Annotated in this window: 23 protein-coding genes and 1 tRNA gene; 16 read left to right on the top strand and 8 right to left on the bottom strand. The window is 73.0% G+C overall.

Annotation, left to right across the window (positions count from 1 at the left end; translation table 11 throughout):
* The first annotated feature begins 26 nt into the window (after positions 1-26).
* From CMS_RS08240 to CMS_RS08250, 3 genes are all read left to right on the top strand, one after another.
* A complete protein-coding gene (locus tag CMS_RS08240; RefSeq protein ID WP_012299020.1) occupies positions 27-851 on the top strand; it encodes a putative protein N(5)-glutamine methyltransferase in 825 nt (274 codons plus the stop codon).
* A gap of 355 nt (positions 852-1,206) precedes the next feature.
* Positions 1,207-2,169: an IS481-like element IS1121 family transposase gene (locus tag CMS_RS08245; protein ID WP_012296860.1), complete on the top strand. Its 963-nt coding sequence runs from the start codon at positions 1,207-1,209 to the stop codon at positions 2,167-2,169.
* 55 nt (positions 2,170-2,224) lie between these two features.
* Positions 2,225-2,719 (top strand): diadenosine tetraphosphate hydrolase, encoded by a 495-nt coding sequence (locus CMS_RS08250; protein WP_041464541.1) that lies wholly within the window; start codon positions 2,225-2,227, stop codon positions 2,717-2,719.
* Here CMS_RS08250 and CMS_RS08255 read toward each other — a convergent pair.
* From CMS_RS08255 to CMS_RS08270, 4 genes are read right to left on the bottom strand one after another with little or no spacing between them, the layout of a single operon-like run.
* Positions 2,706-3,713, bottom strand: a complete 1,008-nt coding sequence (locus CMS_RS08255; protein WP_012299022.1) for a glycine betaine ABC transporter substrate-binding protein — start codon at positions 3,711-3,713, stop codon at positions 2,706-2,708. The two genes, CMS_RS08250 and CMS_RS08255, sit on opposite strands and share 14 nt — an antisense overlap.
* Positions 3,714-3,715: 2 nt before the next feature.
* The gene (locus CMS_RS08260) at positions 3,716-4,480 is read right to left on the bottom strand and encodes an ABC transporter permease (protein ID WP_041464542.1); all 765 of its coding nucleotides are present in this window, start codon (positions 4,478-4,480) and stop codon (positions 3,716-3,718) included.
* Positions 4,477-5,766 carry an ABC transporter ATP-binding protein gene (locus CMS_RS08265; RefSeq protein WP_041464543.1) on the bottom strand — a complete coding sequence of 430 codons (1,290 nt, stop codon included), beginning with the start codon at positions 5,764-5,766 and terminating at the stop codon, positions 4,477-4,479. The genes CMS_RS08260 and CMS_RS08265 overlap by 4 nt, the downstream gene beginning before the upstream one ends.
* Entirely contained in the window at positions 5,759-6,400 is a 642-nt protein-coding gene (locus tag CMS_RS08270; protein ID WP_012299025.1) for an ABC transporter permease, read from the bottom strand. The genes CMS_RS08265 and CMS_RS08270 overlap by 8 nt, the downstream gene beginning before the upstream one ends.
* A 251-nt stretch (positions 6,401-6,651) precedes the next feature.
* Here CMS_RS08270 and CMS_RS08275 point away from each other — a divergent pair, with 251 nt between their 5' ends.
* Complete coding sequence (locus CMS_RS08275) at positions 6,652-7,992, top strand: J domain-containing protein (protein ID WP_012299026.1); 1,341 nt, start codon at positions 6,652-6,654, stop codon at positions 7,990-7,992.
* A 39-nt stretch (positions 7,993-8,031) separates the two neighbouring features.
* On the opposite strand, the gene CMS_RS08280 is transcribed toward CMS_RS08275, so the two are convergent.
* From CMS_RS08280 to CMS_RS08290, 3 genes are all read right to left on the bottom strand, one after another.
* Positions 8,032-8,997 (bottom strand): NAD-dependent epimerase/dehydratase family protein, encoded by a 966-nt coding sequence (locus CMS_RS08280; RefSeq protein WP_012299027.1) that lies wholly within the window; start codon positions 8,995-8,997, stop codon positions 8,032-8,034.
* A gap of 44 nt (positions 8,998-9,041) precedes the next feature.
* Positions 9,042-10,058, bottom strand: a complete 1,017-nt coding sequence (locus CMS_RS08285; RefSeq protein WP_012299028.1) for a magnesium and cobalt transport protein CorA — start codon at positions 10,056-10,058, stop codon at positions 9,042-9,044.
* Between the two features lie 126 nt (positions 10,059-10,184).
* A tRNA-Leu gene (locus CMS_RS08290) sits at positions 10,185-10,270 on the bottom strand.
* Positions 10,271-10,383: 113 nt separating this feature from the next.
* Here CMS_RS08290 and CMS_RS08295 point away from each other — a divergent pair.
* Genes CMS_RS08295 through mshC form a run of 3 tightly spaced genes read left to right on the top strand, consistent with a single transcriptional unit; the run spans position 10,384 to position 13,849 of the window.
* On the top strand, positions 10,384-11,694 hold the full coding sequence (locus tag CMS_RS08295) for a M20/M25/M40 family metallo-hydrolase (protein ID WP_012299029.1): 1,311 nt from the start codon (positions 10,384-10,386) through the stop codon (positions 11,692-11,694).
* Between the two features lie 42 nt (positions 11,695-11,736).
* Positions 11,737-12,555 (top strand): undecaprenyl-diphosphate phosphatase, encoded by an 819-nt coding sequence (locus CMS_RS08300; RefSeq protein WP_041464544.1) that lies wholly within the window; start codon positions 11,737-11,739, stop codon positions 12,553-12,555.
* A gap of 4 nt (positions 12,556-12,559) precedes the next feature.
* On the top strand, positions 12,560-13,849 hold the full coding sequence (gene mshC / locus CMS_RS08305) for a cysteine--1-D-myo-inosityl 2-amino-2-deoxy-alpha-D-glucopyranoside ligase (RefSeq protein WP_041464545.1): 1,290 nt from the start codon (positions 12,560-12,562) through the stop codon (positions 13,847-13,849).
* A 94-nt stretch (positions 13,850-13,943) separates the two neighbouring features.
* Here mshC and CMS_RS08310 read toward each other — a convergent pair whose 3' ends face one another.
* A complete protein-coding gene (locus CMS_RS08310; RefSeq protein ID WP_012299032.1) occupies positions 13,944-14,903 on the bottom strand; it encodes a PAC2 family protein in 960 nt (319 codons plus the stop codon).
* 92 nt (positions 14,904-14,995) lie between these two features.
* Here CMS_RS08310 and CMS_RS08315 point away from each other — a divergent pair, with 92 nt between their 5' ends.
* The 9 genes from CMS_RS08315 (at position 14,996) to lnt (ending at position 25,423) form a co-directional block, all read left to right on the top strand.
* On the top strand, positions 14,996-15,694 hold the full coding sequence (locus CMS_RS08315) for an HAD family hydrolase (protein WP_012299033.1): 699 nt from the start codon (positions 14,996-14,998) through the stop codon (positions 15,692-15,694).
* Entirely contained in the window at positions 15,691-16,755 is a 1,065-nt protein-coding gene (locus CMS_RS08320) for a tRNA (adenine-N1)-methyltransferase (protein WP_012299034.1), read from the top strand. Before CMS_RS08315 ends, CMS_RS08320 begins: the two co-directional genes overlap by 4 nt.
* Positions 16,756-16,816: 61 nt before the next feature.
* Positions 16,817-17,860, top strand: a complete 1,044-nt coding sequence (locus CMS_RS08325) for an FKBP-type peptidyl-prolyl cis-trans isomerase (protein ID WP_012299035.1) — start codon at positions 16,817-16,819, stop codon at positions 17,858-17,860.
* A gap of 48 nt (positions 17,861-17,908) precedes the next feature.
* Positions 17,909-18,916: a helix-turn-helix transcriptional regulator gene (locus CMS_RS08330; RefSeq protein WP_041464546.1), complete on the top strand. Its 1,008-nt coding sequence runs from the start codon at positions 17,909-17,911 to the stop codon at positions 18,914-18,916.
* On the top strand, positions 18,913-19,902 hold the full coding sequence (locus tag CMS_RS08335) for a helix-turn-helix transcriptional regulator (protein ID WP_012299037.1): 990 nt from the start codon (positions 18,913-18,915) through the stop codon (positions 19,900-19,902). Before CMS_RS08330 ends, CMS_RS08335 begins: the two co-directional genes overlap by 4 nt.
* A 199-nt stretch (positions 19,903-20,101) precedes the next feature.
* Complete coding sequence (gene tatA, locus CMS_RS17505) at positions 20,102-20,458, top strand: Sec-independent protein translocase subunit TatA (protein WP_041464547.1); 357 nt, start codon at positions 20,102-20,104, stop codon at positions 20,456-20,458.
* A gap of 54 nt (positions 20,459-20,512) precedes the next feature.
* Positions 20,513-21,265 (top strand): twin-arginine translocase subunit TatC, encoded by a 753-nt coding sequence (gene tatC, locus CMS_RS08345; protein WP_012299039.1) that lies wholly within the window; start codon positions 20,513-20,515, stop codon positions 21,263-21,265.
* Between the two features lie 94 nt (positions 21,266-21,359).
* The gene (locus CMS_RS08350) at positions 21,360-23,831 is read left to right on the top strand and encodes a DEAD/DEAH box helicase (protein ID WP_012299040.1); all 2,472 of its coding nucleotides are present in this window, start codon (positions 21,360-21,362) and stop codon (positions 23,829-23,831) included.
* On the top strand, positions 23,828-25,423 hold the full coding sequence (gene lnt, locus CMS_RS08355) for an apolipoprotein N-acyltransferase (protein WP_012299041.1): 1,596 nt from the start codon (positions 23,828-23,830) through the stop codon (positions 25,421-25,423). Before CMS_RS08350 ends, lnt begins: the two co-directional genes overlap by 4 nt.
* Positions 25,424-25,474 lie beyond the last annotated feature (51 nt).

The raw sequence follows: 25,474 nt of genomic DNA on the forward strand, positions 1-25,474 counted from the left end.
CCGCCGACGGGCTCGACGGCGTCCTCGTGGAGCGGCTGCGGGCGGCGGGATGCGTCTTCGCCGAGGAGGAGGCCGCCCTCCTCATCCGAGAGGCGACGGCACGGCACCCCGATGCCGGACCGGGCGGCAGCGGCGACGCGCGGGCGGCGACGCTCACGGCCATGACGGCCGCCCGCGTGGCGGGGGAGCCGCTCGAGACCGTCCTCGGCTGGGTCGCCTTCGCCGGGCGGCGGATCATCGTCCGTCCCGGCGTGTTCGTCCCGCGACGGCGCACGGAGCAGCTGGCCGGAGCCGCGGTCGAGGCGGCGGCGCAGGCGACCCGGCGGACCGGGCACGCGGTGGTCGTCGACATGTGCTGCGGCTCGGGAGCCATCGGCGCGGTCGTCGCGGACGAGGTGCCCGGGGCGGTCCTGCACGCGGCCGACGTGGATCCCGCCGCGGTCGCGTGCGCGGCGGAGAACCTCGTCCCGCGCGGGGCCGCGGTGCACCGCGGCGACCTGATGGCGGCGCTGCCCCCGGAGCTGCGGGGCCGGATCGACGTCCTCGTCGCGAACGTGCCCTACGTGCCGCGCGTCGGACTCGCGCTCATGCCCCCGGAGGCGCGGCTCCACGAGCCCGAGGTCACGCGGGACGGCGGGGAGGACGGGCTGGACGTGCTGCGCCGCGTGGCCGCCGAAGGCCGGGAGTGGCTCGCGCCGACGGGCACCGTCCTCGTGGAGGTGGCGGACGCGCAGGTGACGGGCGCTCTCCAGGCGATGCGGGCCGCGGGCCTGGTCGCCCGGACGGAGGACGCCGAGGCGGAGGTGGAGGACGACCAGACGCGTGTCGTCTCCGGTCGCCCGGCAGGCTGAACCGCGCCGATCGGCGCGCCGTGTCGGAGGGCGCGGCCCCCGGACGGCGCAGCCTCACCCGGGCCGAAGGTCGTGGACGAGGCCGACGGCGAGGCGCACCACTCGGACGACGCGTCGGATCCACGTTCCGACAAGGGCATCGTCCACCGAGCGCGGGAGGGGCTCGGGACCGCCATCGGAGCCGCCGCGGTTCGGCGACCACCAGGGGCCATGCGGGCCGCGAGGGCGTCATGGATCCGCACGGGCTGGCGGCGCTAGCTGTACTCGGCCGTGACGTTGGTGACACTTCGGGGCGTGTGAAGAGGCCTCCTGGCTTGATGGAGCTGTTCAGTTCAACCATCGCCAGGAGGCCTCGATGTCCCACGGTAATGCTCGTCTGACGGTTCACGGGAGGGTTCTCCTCGTGCGGCGGGTGGTGGAGGATCGTCGGCCGGTCGCGCACGTCGCGCGGGAGCTGGGGGTGTCGCGGCAGTGCGCGCATCGATGGGTGAACCGGTTCCGTGCCGAGGGGCTGCGAGGGCTGACGGATCGGTCATCGCGGCCCCGGTCAGTACCGAGGCGAACGAGCCCGGAGCGGGAACGGGCCGTGCTGGAAGCGCGGGCCCAGTTGCGGGCGGGTCCTGCGCGGCTGGCGCCGGTGACAGGTGTTCCATCCCGTACGATCTCCCGCATCCTGCGCCGGCACGGGGCGCCGCCGTTGGCATGGTTGGACCCCGTCACCGGGGCCGTGATCCGGGCATCCCGGTCAACGGCGCACCGGTATGAGCACGAGCATCCGGGTGATCTGATCCACGTGGACGTGAAGAAGCTCGGGAGGATCCCGGACGGAGGCGGCTGGCGGGTCCACGGGCGCAGCGAGCAGGTCCGCGGCCGCGGGATCGGGTTCGATTACGTCCATGCCGCGGTCGATGACCACACCCGTCTCGCCTACGCGGAGATCCATCCCGATGAGAAAGGCGCGACCGCGGCCGGGTTCCTGACCCGCGCAGCGGCGTACTTCGCCGGGCATGGGATCACCCGGATCGAGCGGGTCATCACGGACAACGCGTTCGCCTACCGGCACTCGACCGCGTTCAAGAACGCCGTCCAGGACCTGGGCGCGCGGCAGAAGTTCATCCGCCCGCACTGCCCCTGGCAGAACGGCAAGGTCGAGCGCTTCAACCGGACCCTCGCGACCGAGTGGGCCTACCGGCAACCCTTCACCAGCAACCAACACCGGGCCGACGCGCTTGACCCCTTCATCGAGCACTACAACACTGAACGAATCCACTCAAGCCACGGGCTCACGCCCGCGGCCCGAGTGTCACCAACGTCATGACCCAGTACAGCTAGCGCACGCGAGTGGATCCGGCACTTCGGCTACTGTGTCGCGGATGGACTGGCGCGAGGACCGGATCGGGTCGGCCCGGAGGGGCGAGAACCCCACGGTCCTCGCGGAGCTGGGCGCGGGATGGGCCGTCATCGGCGACGTGCAGTTCCTCCCCGGCTACTGCGTGCTGCTCGGGACGGACCCCACCGCGACCGCCTTCGCGGAGATGCCGAGGGCCGAGCGGGTCCGGTTCCTCGCCGACGCCGATCTCCTCGCCACAGCCGTCGAGCGGGCCTGCCGCGACCTGGTGCCGGGCTTCCGGCGCGTCAACATCGAGGTGCTGGGCAACGCCGACGCCTTCGTCCACGCGCACGTCTGGCCTCGGTACGCGTGGGAGCCGCCCGAGCTCGTCGCGCGACCCGTCTGGCTGCACGCTGCCGAGCGGTGGCGGGATCCCGCGACAGCGCTCGGCGACGGGCACGCCGAACTCCGCGCGAGGATCCGCGCCGAGCTGCATGTCCTCGCCCGGGACGAGGCGGTCGAGGTCAGGGCGCGGTGACGAACCCGTGGTCGACCATGAACTGGAAGGCCACGTCCGCGGGCTCCTCGCCCTGGTCGTCGACCCGGAGGTTCATCTCGCGGAGGGCGTCGTCGGTGATGACGGGGGAGATCCGGTCGAAGACGTCCTGGAGCCCCGGGTACTCGGCGAGGGTCGCCGAGTCGAGCACGGGCGCGAGGTTGTAGGCCGGGAAGAAGCCGAGGTCGTCCTGGAGGATCGTGAGGCCGAGCTTGTCGATGCGGCCGTCGGTCGTGAAGACCTCGCCGAACTCGCACGTGCCGCGGTCCGTGGCCGTGTAGACCGCGCCCGTGTCGAAGATCGAGACGTTGCCGTCGGGCACGCCGTCGGCGGATCCGCGCGGGATGCCGTACGTCTCCAGCAGCGGAGACAGCCCGTCGGAGCGCGAGTTGAACTCCGCCTCCACGCAGAACGTGCGCTCGTCGACGGGGAGATCCTTGATCTGCGACAGCTTCGTGATGCCGAGCCGGTCGGCCTCCTCGCTCCGGATGGCGAGCGCGTAGGTGTTGTTGAGCGGCGCCGGGGTCAGCCAGGTGAGCCCGTTGGCCGCGTCGGCGTCGCGGACCGCCTCGTACTGGGCGCGCTGGTCCGGGATGCCCTTCGGCTCGCCGAGGTAGCTGAGCCACGCGGTGCCCGTGTATTCCCACGTCATGTCGGCGCCGTGGCTCGTCATGAGCTCGCGGGCCGGCACGCTGCCCGGCACGTTCGTCTGGTCGGTGACGTCGAAGCCGGCCGCCTTCGCCGCGATCACGGCGATCTTGCCCAGGATCAGCTGCTCGGTGAAGTTCTTCGACGTGACGGTGAGGTGCGCGCCGGCCGGCAGGTCGAGCGGCTGGATGGAGCCGGGCGCGGTGTCGGGGACGTAGGCCGTCGCGGGCTGCAGGCCGCAGCCGGTGAGCGTGGCGAGGGCCGCGGCCACGAGCGCGGGCACGCCGAGCGCGCGACGCAGGCGGGCGGAGCGGGGGAGGGGCGACACGGTCAGAGTCCCTTCGGGCGGGCGACGTGCTCGACGACGCGGCCGAGCCAGTCGATGGCGAGCGCGAGGAGCGCGATGAGCAGGGCACCCGAGACGAGCACGGGGTAGAGGTAGAGGTTGACGCCCGTGGTGATGAGGATCCCGAGCCCGCCGCCGTTGACGAACGCGGCGAGCGCCGCGGTTCCCACCAGCAGCACGAGGGCGGTGCGGATCCCGGCGAGCATGACGGGGACGGCGAGCGGCAGCTCGATGCGGAACAGCACCGCGGCCCGGCTCATGCCCATGCCCCGGCCGGCCTCGACGAGGCGCTCGTCGACGCCGCGGATGCCGAGGATCGTGTTCCCGAGCACGGGCAACGCCGCGTAGACGACGAGCGCGACCAGGCTCGCGACGAAGCCGTTCGGCACGAGCATCGCCAGCAGCACCACGAGGCCGATCGCCGGGGCGGCCGTGCCGAAGTTCGCCACGGCGAGCACGGGCGGGGAGAAGCGCCGCAGGCGACCACGGGTCATCAGGACGCCGAGCGGGATCGCGATCACGAGCACGATCGCCGCGGCCGAGAACGTGAGCGCGAGGTGCTCGAGCGTCGACTTCCCGAGCGCGGCGGGCGCGAGCGTGGTGCGCTCGACGGCGGTGAGCGGCGCCACGGCGAGCCAGACGAGGTACGCCCCGAGCACCGCGGCGATCGCGACGGGCTGCGCGATGAGCCCGCGCCAGCCCTGCGCGCCGCCGACGGCGTCGGTGCGGGCGTCGGTCACGGCGCTCATCCGGCCTGCCCGTCACGCGCGGCGGGCGACTCGGGGGCGACGGATCCTGCCGACTGCTCGGCCCGGGCCGCGTCGGCGCCCACCGTGCCGATCGTGCCCGTGTTCGTGCCGACGGGTGCACCGTCGACGCCGCCGGCCGCGGACGCCCGGGCGCTCGTGATGGCGTCCATGACGGTCTCGACGTCGATCACGCCGAGGAAGGCCCCGCCGCGGCCGGTGACGAGCGCGGCGCCCGCGCTCGAGACGAGCATCGTGTCGAGCGCGTCGTTGAGGGTCGCGCGGGCGCCGATCACCGGCAGCCGCGGCTCCGGGACGGCGCCGATCACGTCGATCCGGCCGAGCTGGCGGCGCGACGGCCACTGGATCGGCCGTTCGCGGGCGTCGACGACCACCGCGTGCTGGTGCCCGACCTCGTCCATGCGGGCGAGCACGTCGCGCGCCTGGTCGCCCGGGTACGCGATGACCGCGTCGGCGAGCGGCACCTCGTCCACGCGGCGGAGCGTGAGCTGCTTGAGGCCGGCGCCCGAGCCGATGAACTCCTCGACGAACGCGTCGGCTGGCTCGGCGAGGATCCGCTCGGGGGTGTCGTACTGCACGATGCGCGCGCCCTCGGCGAAGACGACGATCCAGTCGCCGAGCTTCACGGCCTCGTCGAAGTCGTGCGTGACGATGACGATGGTCTTCTGCAGCTCGGCCTGGATTCGGATGAGCTCGTCCTGCAGGCGCTGCCGCGTGATGGGGTCCACGGCGCCGAACGGCTCGTCCATGAGGAGCACGGGAGGGTCGGCCGCGAGCGCCCGGGCGACGCCGACGCGCTGCTGCTGTCCGCCGGAGAGCTCCTTCGGGTACCGGTCGCGGTACTGCTCGGGGTCGAGCGACACCAGCTCGAGCAGCTCGTCCACGCGGGCGCGAATGCGGGCGGCCTCCCAGCCGAGCATCTTCGGCACCACCGCGATGTTCGCGGCCACGGTCATGTGCGGGAAGAGCCCGCCGGCCTGGATCACGTAGCCGATGCGCCGCCGCAGCTCGTCGCCGTCGATGCCCGTCACGTCCTCGTCGCCGAGGACGACGCGGCCCTCCGTGGGCTCGATGAGGCGGTTGATCATCTTGAGCGTCGTCGTCTTGCCGCAGCCGGACGGGCCAACGAGCATGACGATCTTGCCGGCGGGGATCTCCAGCGTGATGCCGTCGACGGCGGGCTTCGCCTGTCCCGGGTACCGCTTGGTGACGCCGTCGAGCAGGATCGAGCGGCCGCTGATCTCGGGGGTGGTGGTGGTCTCAGACACGGATGCCTCTCGGAGTGGTGAGCCGACCGATGCCGACGAGGACGAGGTCGAGCAGGAGGGCGAGCAGGACGACGCCGATGACGCCGGTGAGGACGGACTCGGTCGAGTTCGCGCCGCCGAGGCGGGAGAGCCCGGAGAAGATGAAGCCGCCGAGACCGGGGCCGAGCACGTAGGCGGCCACGGCGGCGATGCCCATGACCATCTGGGCGGACACGCGGATCCCGCCGAGGATGACGGGCCACGCGAGCGGGAGCTCGACGCGCAGCAGCGTGCGGACGCGGCCCATGCCGATGCCGCGCGCGGACTCCACGATCGAGGGGTCGATCCCCGTGAGCCCGACCACCGCGTTCCGCAGGATGGGCAGGACGGCGAAGAACGTGACGACCGCGATGGCCGGCGCGACGCCGAAGCCGAGCGGCGCGATGAGCAGCCCCACGAGGGCGAAGGCGGGCAGCGTCAGCCCGATCGCCGAGACGCTGTTGGCCAGCGAGCTGAGCGGGCGGCTGCGGTAGACGAGCGCCGCGATCCCCACGGCGATCACCGTCGCGAGCACCAGGCACTGCACGACGAGGCTGAGGTGCTGCCACGCGGAGAACGCGATCTGGTCGGCGCGGGAGGACAGGAAGTCCCACATGTCGGTCTCCTCAGGATGGGTCGGTCACCGGGAGGGGCATCGGCAGTGGCCCACCCTACGCAGGCGACCCGGATGCGCGAAGTTCGCCATCGCCCGCACGTCGGTGGTATCACGCGCGCGCCGCGGGCGGGCGCGCGCGCTGTCGTCGCGGTGCCGGTCGTCTCGGAGGCGCGCTCGGGCGTCGCCCAGGCGCGCTCGCCTACGCTCGTGACCCTGGGAGCCGCCCGACCGGTTCCCGCGAGGAGCCACCGATGCCCGTCCCGTCGCGCGATGCCGACGCGTACGCCGTGCTCGGCGTCGAGCCGTCCGCATCGCAGGACGAGATCCGCCGGGCGTACCGCCGCCGCGTGCGCGACGCCCACCCCGACATGGGCGGCAGCGCCGACGAGTTCCAGGCCGTGCGCGACGCGTTCGAGGCGGTGGGGGATCCCGAGAGCCGCGCCCGCTACGAGCGCACGCTCCGCGAGGCCCCGGCCCCCGAGGATCCCGTCGGCCGCGCCCACCCCGCATCGCCCGGCTCGAGCTCGACGGGCGACGCCTGGGATCCGGCGTCCCGACGCGGTCGTCCCGGTGCCCCGCGCGAGCGTCCCGCCGCGCGCACCCGCAGCTTCGGACACCCCGGCGGGTTCGCTCGCCTCCGCTACCTGTCCCTCGTGCGCGAGTGGCTGGCGGATCCCGAGGAGCCGTCGGTGCCCGCTGCGCCCGTCCCGCCTCGCGGCGGCCGCGCGCTGTCCGACCGGCCTGAGCCCTACGTCCGGCGCGCCCGCGCCATCGCGCCGCCCGTGGTCGCCGTCCTGCTGGCTCTCGTCATCCTCGTCTCCGGGCTCGGCGCGCTGGCCGCCGCGGTCGGCCTCGTCGGGGGCGCGGCCGCGGGCCTCGTCGCCGCGGGCCCGCTCGGACGCGCCTGGTTCCGCGCGGAGGAGCCGCGTCGGCACGCGGCGGAGCAGCTGCAGACGGACGTGCTCGCGCACGAGCGGGCCGTCCGCGCCTACCCCGACCTCATGGCCGCCTACAGCGCGCGCCTCGCCCGCCTCGAGGGGCTGCGCCGGCGCTTTGAGGCCGACGCCTACGCGCCGGACCTCGTCGCCGAGGTGCCGCCGGCGGCCTCCGAGGCGCTGCGGGCGGCCGTCGCGCAGGAGGAGACGGCGCGCGAGCTGATGGAGCTCGGGCCGTCGTACGCGTTCTGGAACGGCGTCGCCGTGCCGCGCTCGGGCGACGCCATAGACCACCTCGTGCTCGGGCCGCAGGGGCTCGTCGCGGTCGAGTCGGTGCCGGGTGGGTCCGCCGCCGCCACCGACCCGTCGGCCCGCGACGCCGTGCTCCGGGGACTCGACGGCCGGGCCCGGGCTCTCGCCCGGGAGATGGACGTGCCCGTGGTCGGCCTCGTGCTGTCGCTGCCGTCCGGGGTCCTCGGTGCCGCGCCCGTCGTCCTGCACGCGGCCGACGACCCGCACGCGCTCCCGGCCTACGCGGTCGCCCGCACGCTGCTCGCCGACCACGTCGCCGCCGGACTGCCCGGACTCCGCGCCATGGACGCCGAGCGCCTGCTCGCCGTGCGCACGCGGCTGGTGCTCGACGCGCGCTTCGTCTGAGGCCGCGTGCCGGATGCCGCCGGTCGGCGGCGGCGGGGCTCAGCGGGGGAGCGGCACGTCCAGCTCGCCCGCGCGCACCATCCACTCGACCGCCTCGCGCGCGGCCTCCTCGCTCGTGTACCGCGGCACGTAGCCGAGCACGTCGCGGGCCTTGTCGATGCTCGCGACGTGGCTGCGGCTGAGGTGCTGCCAGCTGGCGTCGGCGTGATCCGGCTCGGTCCGGGCGCGGAAGCCGTCCCAGTCGAGGTGCTCCAGCTCGGGCTCGCGGCCGAACCACGCGGCCGCCGCCCGGGCGAATCCGCGCACCGAGAGCGCGCGATCCGAGACGGCGTGGAAGCTCTCGCCGACGCTCGTCTCGCGGTTCGCGATGGCGAGCTGCACGACCTGCGCGACGTCGTCGGCGTGCACGTGGTGCATGGTCTCGCTGCCCGATCCCGGCACGGCGAGCGGGTCCCCGGCGGCGAGCGCGGTCCAGACGGCGGGGTCGAGGTTGCCCACGGGGGTAATTACGGGCCAGCCGCCGCCGCTGATGTGGCCGGGGTGGACGACCGTGCACTGCAGGCCGCCTCCCCTGGACTCCGCGATCAGGTAGCGCTCGATCTCCGCCTTCTGCACGCCGTACTCGCCGAACGGCTCCTTCGGGTCGTCCTCGCGCAGGGGGAGGGCGGTGCTGAGGCCGTGGGTCCAGATGCTGCCGATGTGCACGAGGTGGCGCACGCGGCCGCGCAGCCCCTCGACGAGGTGGCGTGCTGACGCCGGGGTGAAGCAGACGAGGTCGACGACGACCTCGGGGGCCAACGCGGCTATCCTGTCGGCGAACGTGCCCGCCGCGTCCTCTGCGTCGCGGTCGACGCGCACGCGCTCGACGCGGTCCCAGAGCGGCGACTGCCGGTACGGCTCGCGCGTGCCCCGGCTGACGGCCACGACGTCGTGCCCGGAGTCGACGAGTCGGGGGACGAGGAAGGTCCCGATGTGGCCGGTGGCTCCGATGACGACGACGCGCATCCCGTCACCCTAGCGCCGCGTCGGACGCCCGACCGGCCCGGGGATCAGATCCAGCCGCGCTTCCGGAACGCCGCGTAGAGGATGACGCCCATCAGCACCATGAGGCCGAGCGCGAGCGGATATCCGTAGGTCCACTTCAGCTCCGGCATGTTCACGAAGTTCATGCCGTAGATCGTGCCGACGAGCGTGGGCGCGAAGAGGATCGCGGCCCAGGAGGAGATCCGCTTCACCTGGTCGTTCTGGGCGAGGCTCGTCTCGGTGAGCTTCTTCATCTCGTCGTTCTGGCGCTGGCCGACGAGCGTCGTGTGCACGGTGAGCGCGTTCTGCAGCAGGGTCCGGAACGCGTCCGCGCGCTCGGCGACCCGGATGACGTGGTCGTGCACGTCGCGGTAGCCGCGGCGGAGCTCGAGGTCGACGTCGTGCTCCTCGGCGCGCTGGCGGAGGTCGTCGAGGATGGAGCCGAGCGGCGCGGTCGCCCGCTGGAACGCGGTGACCTCGCGCATCAGCGCGTAGATGCGGCGGGAGACGTCGGGGTCGGCGCCGAAGATCTGGTCCTCGACCTCGTCGACGTCGTCCTCGAGGCCCGACGCGACGGGGCCGTACTCGTCGACGACCTGGTCGAGGATCGCGTACATGACGGCGCGCGGTCCGAGCGCGAGGAGCTCGCGGTCCTCCTGTAGCCGATGGCGGACCGCGGAGAGGTCGGGCGACTCCGCGTGCCGGATGGTGACCACGAAGTCGGGCCCGACGAACACGTGCAGCTCCCCGAACTCGACGCGCTCGTCGGCGTCGAGGTAGCGCGCGGGGCGCAGCACCACGAACCAGGTGTCGCCGTAGCGCTCCATCTTCGAGCGCTGGTGCCCGCTGAGCGCGTCCTCGACGGCGAGCGGGTGCAGGCCGAACTCGTCGGCGACGCGGTGCAGCTCCTCGGGGTCCGGCCGGTACAGGCCGATCCACGCGAGGCCCTGGCGCGCGCGCATGACCTCGAACGTCTCGTCGAGACTCTCGGGATCCGCGGTGCGGACACCGTCCACGTACACGGCACTGTCGACGACGGTCATCGGATCTCGCTCTCGGGTCGGGGGACCCGCATGGGCCGAGTGCGACTGTAGCCGGGTGCCGACCGAAGGAGCAGGGAACGAGGAAGAGCCGGCCGGATCCTCGTGGATCCGACCGGCTCTCGTGTGTGTCCGAAGGGGGACTTGAACCCCCACGCCCTAATACGGGCACTAGCACCTCAAGCTAGCGCGTCTACCAATTCCGCCATCCGGACAGGATGTGCGGCCCGCCGTCTCCGGCTGCCGAGAGACGACATTAGCACGGCCCGGGAGGCTCCCCGACCACCCGGCGGCAGGACGCCGCGTCCGGCCTCGATAGCGTGGACCCATGACCGACACGCTCCCCGACGACCTCGACGCCACCGCCCGCGTCGCCCGCGACCTCATCCGGTTCGACACGACCAACCACGGCGAGGGCCGGTCGGAGGGGGAGACGGAGGCCGCCGAGTACGTCGAGCAGCACCTCAAGGATCTGGGGCTCACGCCCGAGCTCATCGACGCCGCGCCCGGCCGCACGAGCGTCCTCGCCCGCATCCCGGGGCGCAACCGCGACAAGCCCGCGCTCGTCGTCCACGGCCACCTCGACGTCGTGCCCGCCGACCCGGCCAACTGGACGGTCGACCCGTTCGCCGGCGTGATCAAGGACGGCATGCTCTGGGGCCGCGGCGCCGTCGACATGAAGAACATGGACGCGATGATGATCACCGCGCTGCAGGAGATCATCACCTCGGGCCGCGCCCCCGAGCGCGACCTGATCATGGGCTTCTTCTCCGACGAGGAGGCGGGTGGCGTGCTCGGCTCCGCGTACGTCGTCGAGAACCGGCCCGAGTGGTTCGCCGGCGCGACCGAGGCCATCAGCGAGGTCGGCGGCTACTCCATCGACCTGGCCGGGAAGCGCGCGTACCTGCTGCAGACGGGCGAGAAGGCCCTCGTCTGGATCCGCCTGGTCGCCACCGGCACCGCGGGCCACGGCTCGCAGGTCAACCGCGACAACGCCGTCACGCGCCTGGCCGGTGCGGTCGCCCGGATCGGCATGGAGGAGTGGCCCGTCCACCTCACCGACACGACGCGCCAGCTGCTCGACGAGATCGCCCGCATCGTGGGCGCCGACCCGAAGCAGGTCACGCCGGACGACCTCGCGATCGCCACCGGCACGGCCTCGAAGTTCATCGCCGCGACGCTCCGCACCACCACGAACCCGACGCTCCTGCGCGCCGGCTACAAGCACAACGTGATCCCCGACACGGCCGAGGCGCTCATCGACATCCGCGTCCTGCCGGGCGAGGAGGACGCGGTGCTCGCGCGGGTCCGCGAACTCGCTGGCGAGGGCGTCGAGGTGCGCATCGTGCACCAGGACGTCGGCCTCGAGAACCCCTTCGAGGGGCCGCTCGTGGAGGCCATGGTCGCCACCCTGGGCGCGCACGACCCCGAGGCCGAGGTGCTGCCCTACATGCTCTCCGGCGGCACCGACAACAAGGCGCTGAGCCTGCTCGGGATCACCGGCTACGGCTTCGCGCCGCTCAAGCTCCCGGCGTCCATGGACTTCCCGTCCATGTTCCACGGCGTCGACGAGCGGGTCCCGCTCGACGCACTAGTCTTCGGGAGGCAGGTCCTCCGGGACCTGCTCCTGAACTACTAGATCCGAGCCCCAGGTGGGCCACCCGACACGTGGAGCGCACGCTTGAGCTATCTCGAGGCGATCATCCTGGGCCTCGTCCAGGGCCTGACCGAATTCCTGCCCATCTCCTCGAGCGCGCATCTCCGCATCGCCGGGCTGTTCATGGGCGGCGACCCGGGCGCGACGTTCACCGCCATCACGCAGCTCGGCACCGAGCTCGCGGTCATCGTGTTCTTCCGGAAGCGCATCGGCAAGGTGCTCTCGGCCTGGTTCCGCTCGCTCCGCGGCGGCATGCCGAAGGGCGACCCGGACGTGCGCATGGGCTGGCTCGTCATCATCGGCACGATCCCCATCGGGATCGCCGGATACCTATTCCAGGACACCATCCGCACGACCTTCCGCTCCCTCTGGATCGTCGCGATCGTGCTCATCGTCTTCGGCATTCTGCTCGGCCTCGCCGACCGCTTCAGCCGCAGCGACCGCCTCGAGAAGGACATGACGTACGGGCACGGCGTGAGCATCGGCATCGCGCAGGCCCTGGCGCTCGTCCCCGGCGTCTCCCGCTCGGGCGCCACCACCACGGCCGCCCGCGCGTTCGGCTACTCCCGGCCGGTCGCGGCGGAGTACTCGTTCCTGCTCGCCGTGCCCGCCGTGTTCGGCAGCGGCCTCTACGAGCTGGTGAAGAGCTTCGACGAGACCGGCCAGGCGGGCGCGGGGCAGACCGCGGTCGCGACGCTCATCGCGTTCGTCGTCGGCCTCGCCGTCATCGCCGGCCTCATGCGCTACATCTCCACGCGCACGTTCATGCCCTTCGTGGTCTACCGCGTCGCCCTCGGCGTCGTGCTCCTGGTGCTCCTCGGCACCGGCGCGATCGCGGCCTGATCCCGTGCGCGCCTGGCCACGCCCCGTCGTCCCCGCCGTCGCGGGGGAGCCGCCCGTCCCGTCGGTGTTCGACACGAGCGCCGGATCCGTCCGCCCCGCCGAGTGCACGGGCGACGGCCGCGTGGGCCTGTACGTCTGCGGCATCACGCCATACGACGCCACCCACATCGGCCACGCGTCCACCTACCTCGCGTTCGACACGCTCCAGCGCGTCTGGCTCGACCGCGGCTACGACGTCGCGTACGTGCAGAACGTCACCGACGTCGACGACCCGCTGCTCGAGCGCGCGACGGCCACGGGCGTCGACTGGCGCGACCTCGCCGCCGAGCAGGTCGAGCTGTTCCGCACCGACATGGAGGCGCTGCGGATCCTGCCGCCCGACTCCTACGTGGGCGTCACCGAGGTCGTGGACGAGGTCGCGTCCGCCGTCGCCGAGCTCGTGCGACGCGGCACGGCCTATCCGGTCGCCACGCCCGACGCGGTCGTGGCCGGAGCCCAGGACCTCTACTTCGACGTCGCCCGCGCCGGTGAGGACGGACCCTGGGCACTCGGCGACGAGAGCGGCTACGACCTCGACACCATGGCCGCGCTGTCCGCCGAGCGCGGCGGCGACCCGGAGCGGCCCGGCAAGCGCGACCCGCTGGATCCGCTGCTCTGGCGGGCCGAGCGCGCGGGCGAGCCCGCATGGGACAGCGTGGTCGGCCGAGGCCGGCCCGGCTGGCACATCGAGTGCGCCGTCATCGCGCTGCGGAAGCTCGACCGTCCGGTCACCGTGCAGGGCGGCGGATCCGACCTGATCTTCCCGCACCACGAGATGTCGGCCGGCCACGCGGCAGCCCTCACGGGCGAGGACTTCGCGTGCGTCTACGCGCACAGCGGCATGGTCGCCTACCAGGGCGAGAAGATGAGCAAGTCGCTCGGCAACCTCGTGCTCGTGTCGCGCTTGCGGGCCGCGGGCGTGGATCCTCGGGCCATCCGCCTCGCGCTCCTCGCGCAGCACTACCGCGCGGACTGGGAATGGACCGACGAGCTCCTCGCGGAGTCCGTGGCGCGCCTCGCCGCGTGGGACGCGTGGGCAGCTGCCGCGGACGCGTCGGCGACGGCGGGCGCCGACGCGGGGGAGCCCGGCGAGCTCGTGCAGCTCGTCCGCGAGCGCCTCTCCGAGGACCTCGACACGCCGGGCGCGATCCTGCTGCTCGACCTCCGCGTCGCCACGGGCGTCCCCGCGACGCCCGTCGAGCTGGCCGCGGTGGACGCGCTCCTCGGTGTGCGGCTCGGGAGCCCGGCGGCCTGACCCGCGGCACCGCAGGTCATCCGGCCCCTCGGCGCCTCGGCCCTTGGGCCCCTCGGCCCCACCGGTCCTTCGGCGCCTACTGGTCCTTCGGCGCCTACTGGTCCTTCGGGTCCTTGGGGTCCTTCGGCCGCCACGGCTCCTCGGGCCGCTCGTCGCCGCGTCCGCGCGGCCCGTCGCCCCGGCGGAGGTACTTCTCGAACTCCTGCGCGATCGCCTCGCCGCTCGCCTCGGGGGAGTCGACCGTGTCGCGCGCCTGCTCGAGCTGCTGGATGTAGGAGGCCATGTCCTCGTCCTCGCCGGCGAGCTGGTCGATGCCCGCCTCCCACGTCGCGGCCTCCTGGATGAGCTCGCCACGCGGGATCACCACGTCGACCATCTCCTCGAGCTTGTCGATGAGCGCGAGCGTGGCCTTCGGCGACGGCGCGCTGTGCACGTAGTGCGGAACGGAGGCCCAGAGCGAGACGGTGGGCATGCCCATCTCCTCGGCGCGCTGGGCGATGATGCTGAGGATCCCGACGGGCCCCTCGTACGTGCTCCGCTCGATGCCGAGCTCGGCCCGCACGGCCGCGTTCTCGCTCGTGGAGTAGACGGAGATGGGGCGCGTGTGCGGCACGTCCGCGAGCAGCGCGCCGAGCAGCACGACGCCCTCGACGCCGGCGGCGCGCGCGGCGTCCAGCACCTCGGTCGTGAACGCCGTCCAGTGCCGGGAGGGCTCGACGCCCAGGAGGAGGTGGATGCTGCCGCCGTTGTCGCCGCTCACGCCCAGCTGCGCGTCGGCGGCCAGGTCCTGGGCGGGCCGACGCGGGTCCTTCGGGCCGTAGAGCGTGGCGCCCGGCCACTCGAGCTCGCGGGTGCCGTCCTCCGCGAAGCCGATGGTGGGGCGGTTGAACTGGAAGTCGAAGTAGTCCTCGGGGTCCACCGACGACACAGCCTCGAGGTCGAGCAGCTCCTTCAGCGCCCGGACCGCTCCGCTGGCGGCCTCGCCCGCGTCGTTCCAGCCCTCGAAGGCGACGACCAGCAGCCGTCCGCTCACGAACCTCTCGGCATCCGCCACGTGACTCCCGTTCCGTCTCGCCCTCCGGCCGCCCGGCCGGCGGTCATCGTACGATCCTAGGACGCAGCGCCTCGCCGGTAGACTCGCTCCCCGTGATCAGCAACAGACCCGCGGCCGTCCTCTGGGACATGGACGGCACCATCGTGGACACGGAGCCCTACTGGATGGTGGCGGAGGAGGCCCTGGTCGGCTCCTTCGGCGGCACGTGGACCCACGAGGACGGGCTCCGACTCGTCGGCAACGGGCTGGACGACTCGGCGCGGATCCTCCAGAAGGCGGGCGTCGACCTGCCCGCCGCGGAGATCATCGACCGGCTGAGCGACCGCGTGATGGAGCAGATCCTCGTCGAGGTGCCGTGGCGCCCGGGCGCGCGGGAGCTCCTCCGGGAGATCCGCGAGGCCGGCATCCCCACCGCGCTCGTCACCATGAGCATCGGCCGGATGGCGCGCCAGGTCGCCGACGCCGTGCCCTTCGACGCGTTCGACCACGTGGTCGCCGGCGACGACGTGGCCCGCAGCAAGCCGCACCCCGAGGCCTACCTCACCGCCGCCGGGCTCCTCGGCGTCGACATCCGCGACTGCGTCGCCATCGAGGACTCGGTGCCGGGCGTCGCCTCCGCCACCGCGTCGGGCGCGACCGTCGTCGCCGTCCCGCACCACGTGCCGCTGCCCGCGGACGACGCCTACGTGCTCTGGGACACGCTCGCCGGCCGCACGCTCGCCGACGTCGAAGCCGCCCACGCCGACCGCCGCGGCACCGCGGCCCCGATCCGCGACGAGGTGCGCGCATGACCGTCGACACCGCTGCCGCGCGCTTCAGCGGGCCCTTCCGCGCGGGCGACCGCGTGCAGCTCACGGGCCCCAAGGGCCGCCTCAACACGATCCTGCTCGAGCCCGGCAAGGTGTTCCACACGCACCGCGGAATGATCGACCACGACGACCTCATCGGCCTGCCCGACGGCAGCGTCGTGAAGAACAGCGCGGGCATCGAGTGCCTCGCGCTCCGGCCGCTGCTGTCCGACGTCGTCATGTCGATGCCCCGCGGGGCCGCCATCATCTACCCGAAGGACGCCGCCCAGATCCTCGGCCTCGCCGACGTGTTCCCCGGAGCGACCGTCGTGGAGGCGGGTGTCGGATCCGGCGCCCTGTCGATGTGGCTGCTGCGCGCCCTGGGTCCCACCGGCACGCTGCTCTCCTTCGAGCGCCGCGAGGAGTTCGCGGACGTGGCCCGCGGCAACGTCTCGAGCTACTTCGGCCACAGCCCGGAGAACTGGTCCATCACCCTCGGCGACCTGGCGGAGGCCCTGCCGACCGTCACCGAGCCGCACTCGGTCGACCGGGTGATCCTCGACATGCTCGCACCGTGGGAGTGCGTCGACGCGGTGGCCGAGGCGCTCACGCCCGGCGGCGTCCTGCTCTGCTACGTCGCCACCGTCACGCAGCTGTCGCGCGTCGCGGAGGCGCTCCGCGACTCGGGGCTCTTCACGAACCCCGACGCGAGCGAGACCATGATCCGCGGCTGGCACGTGGAGGGGCTCGCCGTCCGTCCCGAGCACCGCATGATCGGGCACACGGGCTTCCTCATCACCGCCCGCCGCCTGGCCCCGGGATCCGTCCTGCCGCAGCTCAAGCGCCGCGCGTCGAAGTCCGACTTCAGCGACGAGGACATGGAGGCCTGGACCCCCGGATCGCTCGGCGAGCGCCGGGTGAGCGACAAGGTCCTGCGCAAGCGCGTTCGCATCGCGGAGCACGGCGCCGAGCTCGCGGGCGCCCGTGACGCGGCGGAGTCGGGCGACGGTGCCGTCCCCGACGACGCGACCGCTGCGCCGGAGCCGGGCGACCCCACCGCCTAGGATGACAAGGCCGATCACGCGGGTGCGTGCCGGCCGCCCCCACCACCGAAAGAGGAGTCACGTGCGCCGTTCCGCCGCGCTCACCGTCTGCGCAGGACTCGTCCTGACGCTCGCCGCTTGCAGCCCCTCCGGGTCCGGATCCGACGCGGCGGAGGGCTGCACGCCCCTCGCCCAGGCCGGGACGTCGTCGAGCACGGTCACCGCGACGGGAGACGTCGGCAGCGCGCCGGCCTCCGTCACGTTCCCCACGCCGCTCAAGCCCTCGGGCGTCGAGGTCTCCACGATCGTGGAGGGCGACGGGGCTCGCGTGCAGCCGCACCAGGGCATCACGGCGGCCGCCTCCATCGTCGACGGCAAGACCGGGAAGGACCTCGCGGACTACGCGCGCATCGCGCCCAACGCCCGCACCACCGGTTCGCCGCTGTTCACCCCGGCCTCCCTGCACGAGTCGCTGCCGTACCTCGAGGACGCGATGACGTGCATGCCCGTCGGCTCGCGTCTCGCGGTCACGGTCCCCGTGTCCACGGTCTTCCCCGGCCAGGACCTCTCGGCCCAGGGCCTCGCCGCCACCGATGGCCTCGTCCTCATCGTCGACATCACGTCGTCGTTCCCGGAGAAGGCCACCGGTGAGCCGCGGCCCGCCCAGGCCGGCTTCCCGTCCGTCGTCACGACGGACGACGGCGTCCCCGGGATCACCATCCCGCCGAGCACGCCGCCCACCGAGTACCGCGACGCGCTGCTCCGCGCGGGCGACGGCGCCGAGGTCGGCGACGGCGACACGGTGACGCTGCAGTACACCGGCGTCGTCTGGGGCACGAGCACGTCGGCCGAGAAGCAGGCCGTGTTCGGATCCAGCTGGACGGGCGGCGGACCCCTGCAGGTGCCCGCGACCGCCACCACGTCCGCGCCCTCGACGGGAGCCGCCTCCTCGCTCGTCGTCACGCCTGGCCTCGCCAAGGCGCTCGTCGGCAAGCACGTCGGCGACCAGGTCATCGCGGTCGTCCCCCCAGGTGACGGCTTCGGCGACCAGGCTTCGGCCAAGGTGCCCGCCGGGTCCACGCTCGTTTACGTGGTGGATATCCTCGGAACGAGCACCACCAAGTAACGACGCATCGCCACCGGCCGGGGGATGCACCGACGTGAGGAACACCGCGTGCCCGAGACATCCCGCCGTCCGACCGTGCCGGTCGAGGAGCGCCTCTTCAGCCTCGTCCTGGCGCTGCTCGCCACCGAGCAGGGCCTGACGAAGAACGAGGTCCTCTCGAGCGTCCAGGGGTACCGGCAGCGCTACCGCGCCGGCGGCGACAACGCGAACCTGGAGCGCCAGTTCGAGCGCGACAAGGACGACATCCGCGACCTCGGCGTGCCGCTGGAGACGGTGGAGCCCCCGGGCCAGGAGGGCAACAACCAGCTCCTGCGGTACCGGATCCCGCGCGGCGCCTACGAGCTCCCGGCCGACCTGTCGTTCACGCCGGAGGAGACGACGCTCCTCAACCTCGCCGCCATGGTGTGGCGCGAGGGGTCGCTCTCGGGGGAGTCGCGGCGCGCGCTCATCAAGCTGTGGTCGCTCGGCGTGGAGTCCGACGACCCGGTCATCGGCTATGCGCCCCGCGTGCGCACGCGGGAGGCGGCCTTCGCGCCGCTCAGCGTCGCGCTGGAGCGGCACGTCCTCGTCTCCTTCGGATACCTCAAGCCGGGGGAGCGGGCCGCCCGGATCCGCACCGTGGCACCCCTCGCGCTCGTGCAGCACCAGGGCAGGTGGCACCTGCACGGCATCGACCAGGACGCCGACGGACCCCGGACGTTCCTGCTGTCGCGCATCGTCGACCGCGTCCGCGTGACCAGCCGCGCCTTCGTCCCCGAGGGGGAGGACCACGCCGAGCGCGCCCTCGCCGACCTCGACCGCGTGTGGGCGAACGGCGTGGGGGAGGTGGCCGTGGCTCCCGGGTCCGACGCGGATATCCGCCTCCGCCGGCGACGCGGGACGGAGGATCTCGGCGACGGGCGGCTCCGCGTGCACTACTCGGACACCAACCTCTTCGCCGACGAGGTCGCGGGCCTCGGCCCGGAGGCCCGGGTGATCGCGCCGCCGAAGCTGCGGGACGCCGTTCGCGCGCGCCTCGCCGAGACCATCGCCGCCCACCGGGAGGACGCCTCATGACCGACCGCGCCGCGCCGCTCCAGGCGCAGGACAAGCTGGCGTTCCTGCTGGCCCTCGTGCCCTACCTCACCGACCACGGACGCGTGAGCGTCAGCCAGGCGGCCGCGCACTTCCGGGTGCCGCCCGAGCAGATCCGCCAGGCCGTGCGCCTCATCGCCGTGTCCGGCGTGCCGGGCTCCACCTCGTCGTACCAGCACGGCGACCTCTTCGACATCGCCTGGGACGACTTCGAGGACAACGACCAGATCGTCATCACGCACATGGTCGCCATCGACGACTCGCCGCGCTTCTCGGCCCGCGAGGCGGCCGCGCTCATCGCCGGGCTGCAGTACGTCTCGTCGCAGGCGGACGCGAGCGACCTCGACCTGGTCGGCCAGCTCATGGCGAAGCTGGCGCGCGGATCCTCGGCGCAGCCCAGCCAGGTCGCCGTGGCGGCCGGAGCAGGCGACGGCACCCGCGAGGACCTCCGCCGCGCCATCGCGGACGAGCGCCGCGTCGAGTTCGACTACCGGAGCCCGCGGGGCGGCACGGAGCGCCGCGTCGTGGATCCGCTTCGCCTGGAGTCCATGGACGAGGACTGGTACCTCCGCGGCTGGGACCTGGCGCGCGGCGCCGTCCGCACGTTCCGCCTCGACCGCCTCGACGAGCTGGTGGTCACCGACCTCCCGCCCGAGCACCGGCCGCAGGACGTGGTGCTCGGCGACACCCTCTTCGAGCCCAGCCCCGACGACCTCCGCGTCACGCTGGAGGTCGCGGAGTCGGCGCTCCCGCTCCTCGGCGACTTCGTGGGCGACGAGCGGCCCGAGCCCGTCGCCGGTCGCCCCGGCCGCGTCGCCGTCACGGTGCGCGTCGCCCACTACCAGGGCCTCGTGCGCCTGGTCGCGGGGATGGCGGGCGTCGTGGTCGTCACGTCGCCGCCCGAGGCGCGCGCCGCGGTGGCGGAGTGGGCCGAGCGCGCCGCGGCGGCGTACGAGGACGCCGACTGAGCTGCGGGACCGAGCGCCGCGGGGCCGGGCTCCGAAGACCCCGCATCGGGAGGACCTCATCGCGGACCAGTGGCCGCCTAGGGGAAATCCGGGTGAACCGCAATGCCACGCAGGGTGTCCTCGGGGGTCGCGACGGTAGACTCGCCGCGGATCCCGACAACGACTGTCCGGCCCCCCGACCTGAAGGAACGTGAACCACATGCTCGGAAACCTGACCGGCTGGCACCTCGTCATCATCCTCGTCGTCATCGTGCTGCTCTTCGGCTCCACGAAGCTGCCCGCGCTCGCGAAGAGCGTGGGGCAGTCCATGCGCATCTTCAAGGGCGAGGTGAAGACGATGAAGGAGGAGAGCGGCTCCGACCGTCGCGACGACCTCCGCGACGAGGACCGCCGCCGCGACGATGACCGCTACCGCGCGGACGACCGCGACCGTCCCCGCGACTCCGCCCCGCGCGACTACGTGCGCCCCGGCGAGTCCCGCGTCGACGAGCCCCGCTACGACGCTCCGCGCTACGACTCCCCGCGCGACGGCGGGGACTCCCGCCCCAGCGCCTGATCCGTGAGCACCACCGAGCGTCCCCGCCAGAAGAAGCGCGACGCGGAGGGACGCATGTCCCTCGTCCAGCACCTGCTGGAGCTGAAGAAGCGCCTGTTCATCGCGGGCGTTGCGATCATCCTGGCGATGGTGGCCGGCTGGTTCCTCTCCTCGTTCGTGCTGGAGGCGCTGCGCCAGCCGATCGAGACCATCAACCAGGAGCAGGGGCGGAACGCGAGCCTCAACTTCCCGACCATCACGTCGGCGTTCGACCTGCGCCTGCAGATCGCGCTCTACGTCGGCCTCATCATCTCCAGCCCCGTGTGGCTCTACCAGGTGTTTGCGTTCCTGGTGCCCGGCCTCACGAAGACGGAGCGCCGCTACACGTTCGGCTTCTTCTTCTCCGCCGTGCCGCTCTTCCTCGCGGGATGCGCGGCAGGATGGTTCGTGCTGCCGCACATCGTCGCGCTGCTCACGCAGTTCGCGGGCGCGGGCGACTCGTCGTTCATCACGGCGCGCGAGTACTTCGACTTCGTGCTGAAGCTCGTCTTCGCGGTCGGCATCGCGTTCGTGCTGCCGGTGTTCCTCGTGCTGTTCAACTTCATGGGTATCCTCACCGGCGCGACGATCATCAAGTCGTGGCGAATCGCGATCCTGCTGATCATCCTGTTCTGCGCCATCGCGACGCCGGCCGCCGACGTCATGTCGATGTTCCTGCTGGCCGTCCCGATGACGCTGCTGTACCTGGTCGCCGCCGGCATCTCGCTGCTCAACGACCGGCGCCGCGCGCGCAAGGCCGCCGCGATGACGGACGACCTGCTGTCCTGACCCGCTCGGCCTCGACGCCCGTCCCGCGAGGGGCGGGCGTCGTCGCGTCCGCGCCCGGCTGGCGCGCGGATCCGGAGCCTAGGATGGCGGCATCGTGACAGACCAGCTCTCGCCCGCCGAACGCTACGCGGCCTCCCGCTCCCGCCGCAGCCTCCCGCTCCTCGAGTCGTTCGCGAGCGGCCTGCGCTTCGACCTCGATCCCTTCCAGCGCGCCGCCGCCGAGTCGCTGGAGAACGGCCGCAGCGTGCTCGTCGCGGCGCCGACGGGGGCCGGCAAGACGATCGTGGCCGAGTTCGCGGTCTACCTCGCGATGCAGCGGCCGAGCGCGAAGATCTTCTACACGGCGCCGATGAAGGCCCTCAGCAACCAGAAGTACGCCGAGCTCGTGGCCGAGTACGGCCCCGACGAGGTGGGGCTGCTCACGGGCGACACCAACGTCAACAGCCGCGCGCGCATCGTCGTCATGACGACCGAGGTGCTGCGCAACATGCTGTACGCGGACTCCGACCTGCTCCGCGACCTCGCCTTCGTGATCATGGACGAGGTGCACTACCTGGCGGACCGCTTCCGCGGGGCCGTGTGGGAGGAGGTCATCATCCACCTCCCGCAGAGCGTGCGGATGATCTCGCTGAGCGCGACCGTGTCGAACGCCGAGGAGTTCGGGGACTGGCTGCAGGCCGTGCGCGGCGAGACGGACGTGATCGTCTCCGAGGAGCGGCCCGTGCCCCTCGAGCAGCACGTCATCGTGCGGCACCGCATGCTCGACCTCTTCGACTCGTCCGGCCTCGCCGCGACGCACCGCGTGAACCCCGAGCTCGTCCGCATGACGCACGGCGGCGGCCGGGAGGCCGTCCGGGTGCGCGGCGGTCAGGGGCACTCGCGGGGCCGGGCGGGAGCGGGCGGCGGATCCGGTAGACGGGCACCCGGCCCGTGGGACCGCGGCCGCATGGACCGGCCCGAGGTCGTCGCCCTCCTCGAGGAGCGGAACCTGCTGCCCGCCATCTTCTTCATCTTCAGCCGGGCGGGCTGCGACGCGGCCGTCACGCAGGTGCTCCGCGCCGGGGTCCGTCTCACCCACGCGCACGAGCGCGACGAGATCCGTGCCGTCGTGGAGGAGCGCTGCCGCACGCTCCGCGACGAGGACCTCGCCGTCCTCGGCTACTGGGAATGGCTCGAGGGTCTGGAGCGCGGCGTCGCGGCGCACCACGCGGGCATGCTGCCCGCCTTCAAGGAGGTCGTCGAGGAGCTGTTCCAGCGGAAGCTCGTGAAGGCCGTCTTCGCGACGGAGACGCTCGCGCTCGGCATCAACATGCCGGCGCGCACGGTCGTGCTCGAGCAGCTCGAGAAGTTCAACGGCGAGGCGCGCGTGCCGCTCACGCCGGGGGAGTACACGCAGCTGACCGGTCGCGCCGGCCGCCGCGGCATCGACGTCGAGGGCCACGCGGTCATCCAGTGGAAGGACGGGCTGGATCCGCAGGCCGTCGCCTCGCTCGCCTCGCGCCGCACCTACCCCCTCAACTCGAGCTTCCGGCCCACGTACAACATGGCCGTCAACCTCATCGACCAGTTCGGCCGCGAGCGCACGCGCGAGGTGCTGGAGTCGTCGTTCGCGCAGTTCCAGGCCGACCGCGCCGTCGTGGACCTCGCGCGCAAGGTCCGCACGCAGGAGGAGTCGCTCGCCGGCTACGAGAAGGCCATGGTCTGCCACCTCGGGGACTTCCGCGAGTACTCCGGCCTCCGCCGCGAGCTCAGCGACCTCGAGCGCGCGACCGCCGCCCGCGCCGACATGCAGCAGCCGGGCCAGCACGGCGAGCGCGACAAGCGCCAGCGCCAGCTGACCGACCTGCGTCGCCGGATGAAGGCGCACCCGTGCCACGCGTGCAAGGACCGCGAGTCGCACGCCCGCTGGGCGGAGCGCTGGTGGCGCCTCAAGCGGCAGACGGACGCGCTCGGGCAGCAGATCCGCACCCGCACCAACGCGGTGGCCAAGGTCTTCGACCGCGTCACCGAGCTGCTGCTCTCGCTCGGGTACCTCAAGCGCGCCGCCGACGGACAGGTCGCGCCGACCCCCAACGGCCGGATGCTCAAGCGCATCTACGGCGACCGCGACCTCCTCATCGCCGAGTGCCTGCGCACCCAGGTCTGGGTGGACCTCGATCCCGCCGCCCTCGCCGCGATGGCCGCCTCGCTCGTCTACCAGCCGCTCCGCGACGAGGGCGACCGCAACGACCGCAACCTCCCGCGCGGTGCCTTCCGCGCGGCGCTCGAGCGCACCGAGGAGATCTGGTCGCGCCTCGACGACGTCGAGCGCGAGCGTCGCCTCCCCACCACCGACCCGCTGTCCACCGGCCTGTGCGCACCGATGCACCGCTGGGCGCGCGGCGGCAGCCTCGACGCCGTGCTCGACGAGGCCGACCTCGCGGCGGGCGACTTCGTCCGCTGGACGAAGCAGACCATCGACCTGCTCGACCAGCTCTCGATCGTGGCCGACGGCCCCGTCTCCCGGAACGCCCGCACGGCGCTCGACAGCATCCGGCGCGGCATCGTCGCGTACTCGTCGGTGTGACCGCGCTCGCCCGGGCTCCCCGTCGGGAGCGTGCCGTCCCGGCGTCCGCCGGCATCGCGTCCCCGGAGCCCGTCCGTCCTCCGCTGCCGCTGTGGGGCGCGCTCCTCGCCGCCGCCGCGTCGGGCCCCGTGATGGACGCCGCGTTCCCCGACCGCGGGCTGTGGCCGCTCGTGTTCCCTGGCATCGCGCTCGTGCTCCTCGCTCTGCGGGGACGGCGCGCGGGGCCGGCCTTCCTCATCGGGCTGGTCGCGGGGCTGGCCTTCTACCTCACCCACATCGAGTGGGCGTCGCTGTACCTGGGGCCCGTGCCGTGGATCGCGCTGTCGGCGCTGGAGTCGCTGTTCGTCGCGACCGGGGCGGTCGCCATCGCGACGGCGACGCGCTGGATCCCGCGGGCGTTCCCCACGGTCGCCGGCCGCGTGGTGCTGCTGCCGGTCGCGGTCGCGGGGCTCTGGACCGCGCGGGAGGCGATCTCCGCGGTCTGGCCCTACGGCGGCTTCGCGTGGGGCCGGGTGTCCCTGTCCCAGTCCGAGAGCCCGTTCGCGCACCTCGTGACCTGGCTCGGTCTGTCCGGGCTCTCCTTCGTGCTCGTCCTCCTCGTCGCGCTGCTGCTGGAGCTCGCCGCCGAGGAGCGCGTGCGGCGGTCGTCCCGGGCGCTCGTCGCGGGGATCGCGGTGGCCCTGGTGCTCGTGGTCCCGGCCTTCCCGGTCGCGACCACGGGGACCACCCGCGTCGCCGCTGTGCAGGGCAACGCGAAGGCCGGCTACTTCGACGGTGCGCGCTACGGAGACATCCTGCGCGCGCACCTCGCCGCGACGGCGGAGATCCCCTCGGACGCCGACGTCGACATGGTCGTGTGGCCCGAGAACGCGGCCGACGCGGATCCGCTCCGCGACCCCGGCTCGGCGGCCGCCCTCGACCGCGTGGTCGCGCGGCTCGGCGCCCCGCTCGTCGTGGGCACGGTCACGGAGCGCGACGGCCGCTACTACAACGAGTCGCTCGTATGGACCGGGGGAGGGGCGACCGACCACTACGACAAGAAGCACCCCGTGCCCTTCGGCGAGTACGTGCCCGACCGCGCGTTCTGGGAGCCGTTCGCGCCCGACCTCATCGGCCTCATCCAGCGCGAGTACACGCCGGGCACCACCGATCAAGTGATGGACGTCGCGGGGGTGACCGCGGGCATCGCCATCTGCTTCGACATCGTCGACGACCAGCTGACGACCGACATGGTCCACGAGGGCGCAGGCATCATCCTCGCCCAGTCGAACAACGCCGACTTCGGTCGCACCGACGAGAGCGTGCAGCAGCTGGCGATCGCCCGGATGCGGGCGCTCGAGACGGGCCGCAGCGTCGTCAACATCTCGACCGTCGGCACCAGCGCGATCGTCGGCCCGGACGGCCGGGACATCGACCGGCTGCCGTGGTTCACCGCCGGGTCGATGGTGGTCGACGTGCCGACCGCCGACGTCGTCACCCCGGCGATCCTCGTGGGCCGCGACATCGAGTGGCTCGTCTCGGGACTCGGCCTCGGTGCCCTCGCGGTCTCCGGGCTCGGGCTCGGCCGTCGAGGCCGCCGCGCCGCCCGCTGACCGGCTGCACAGTCACCTCCGCGACACAGAAGAGCACCCCTCGGCGGTGCC

The sequence above is a fragment of the Clavibacter sepedonicus genome, from assembly GCF_000069225.1.
Lineage (GTDB): Bacteria > Actinomycetota > Actinomycetes > Actinomycetales > Microbacteriaceae > Clavibacter > Clavibacter sepedonicus.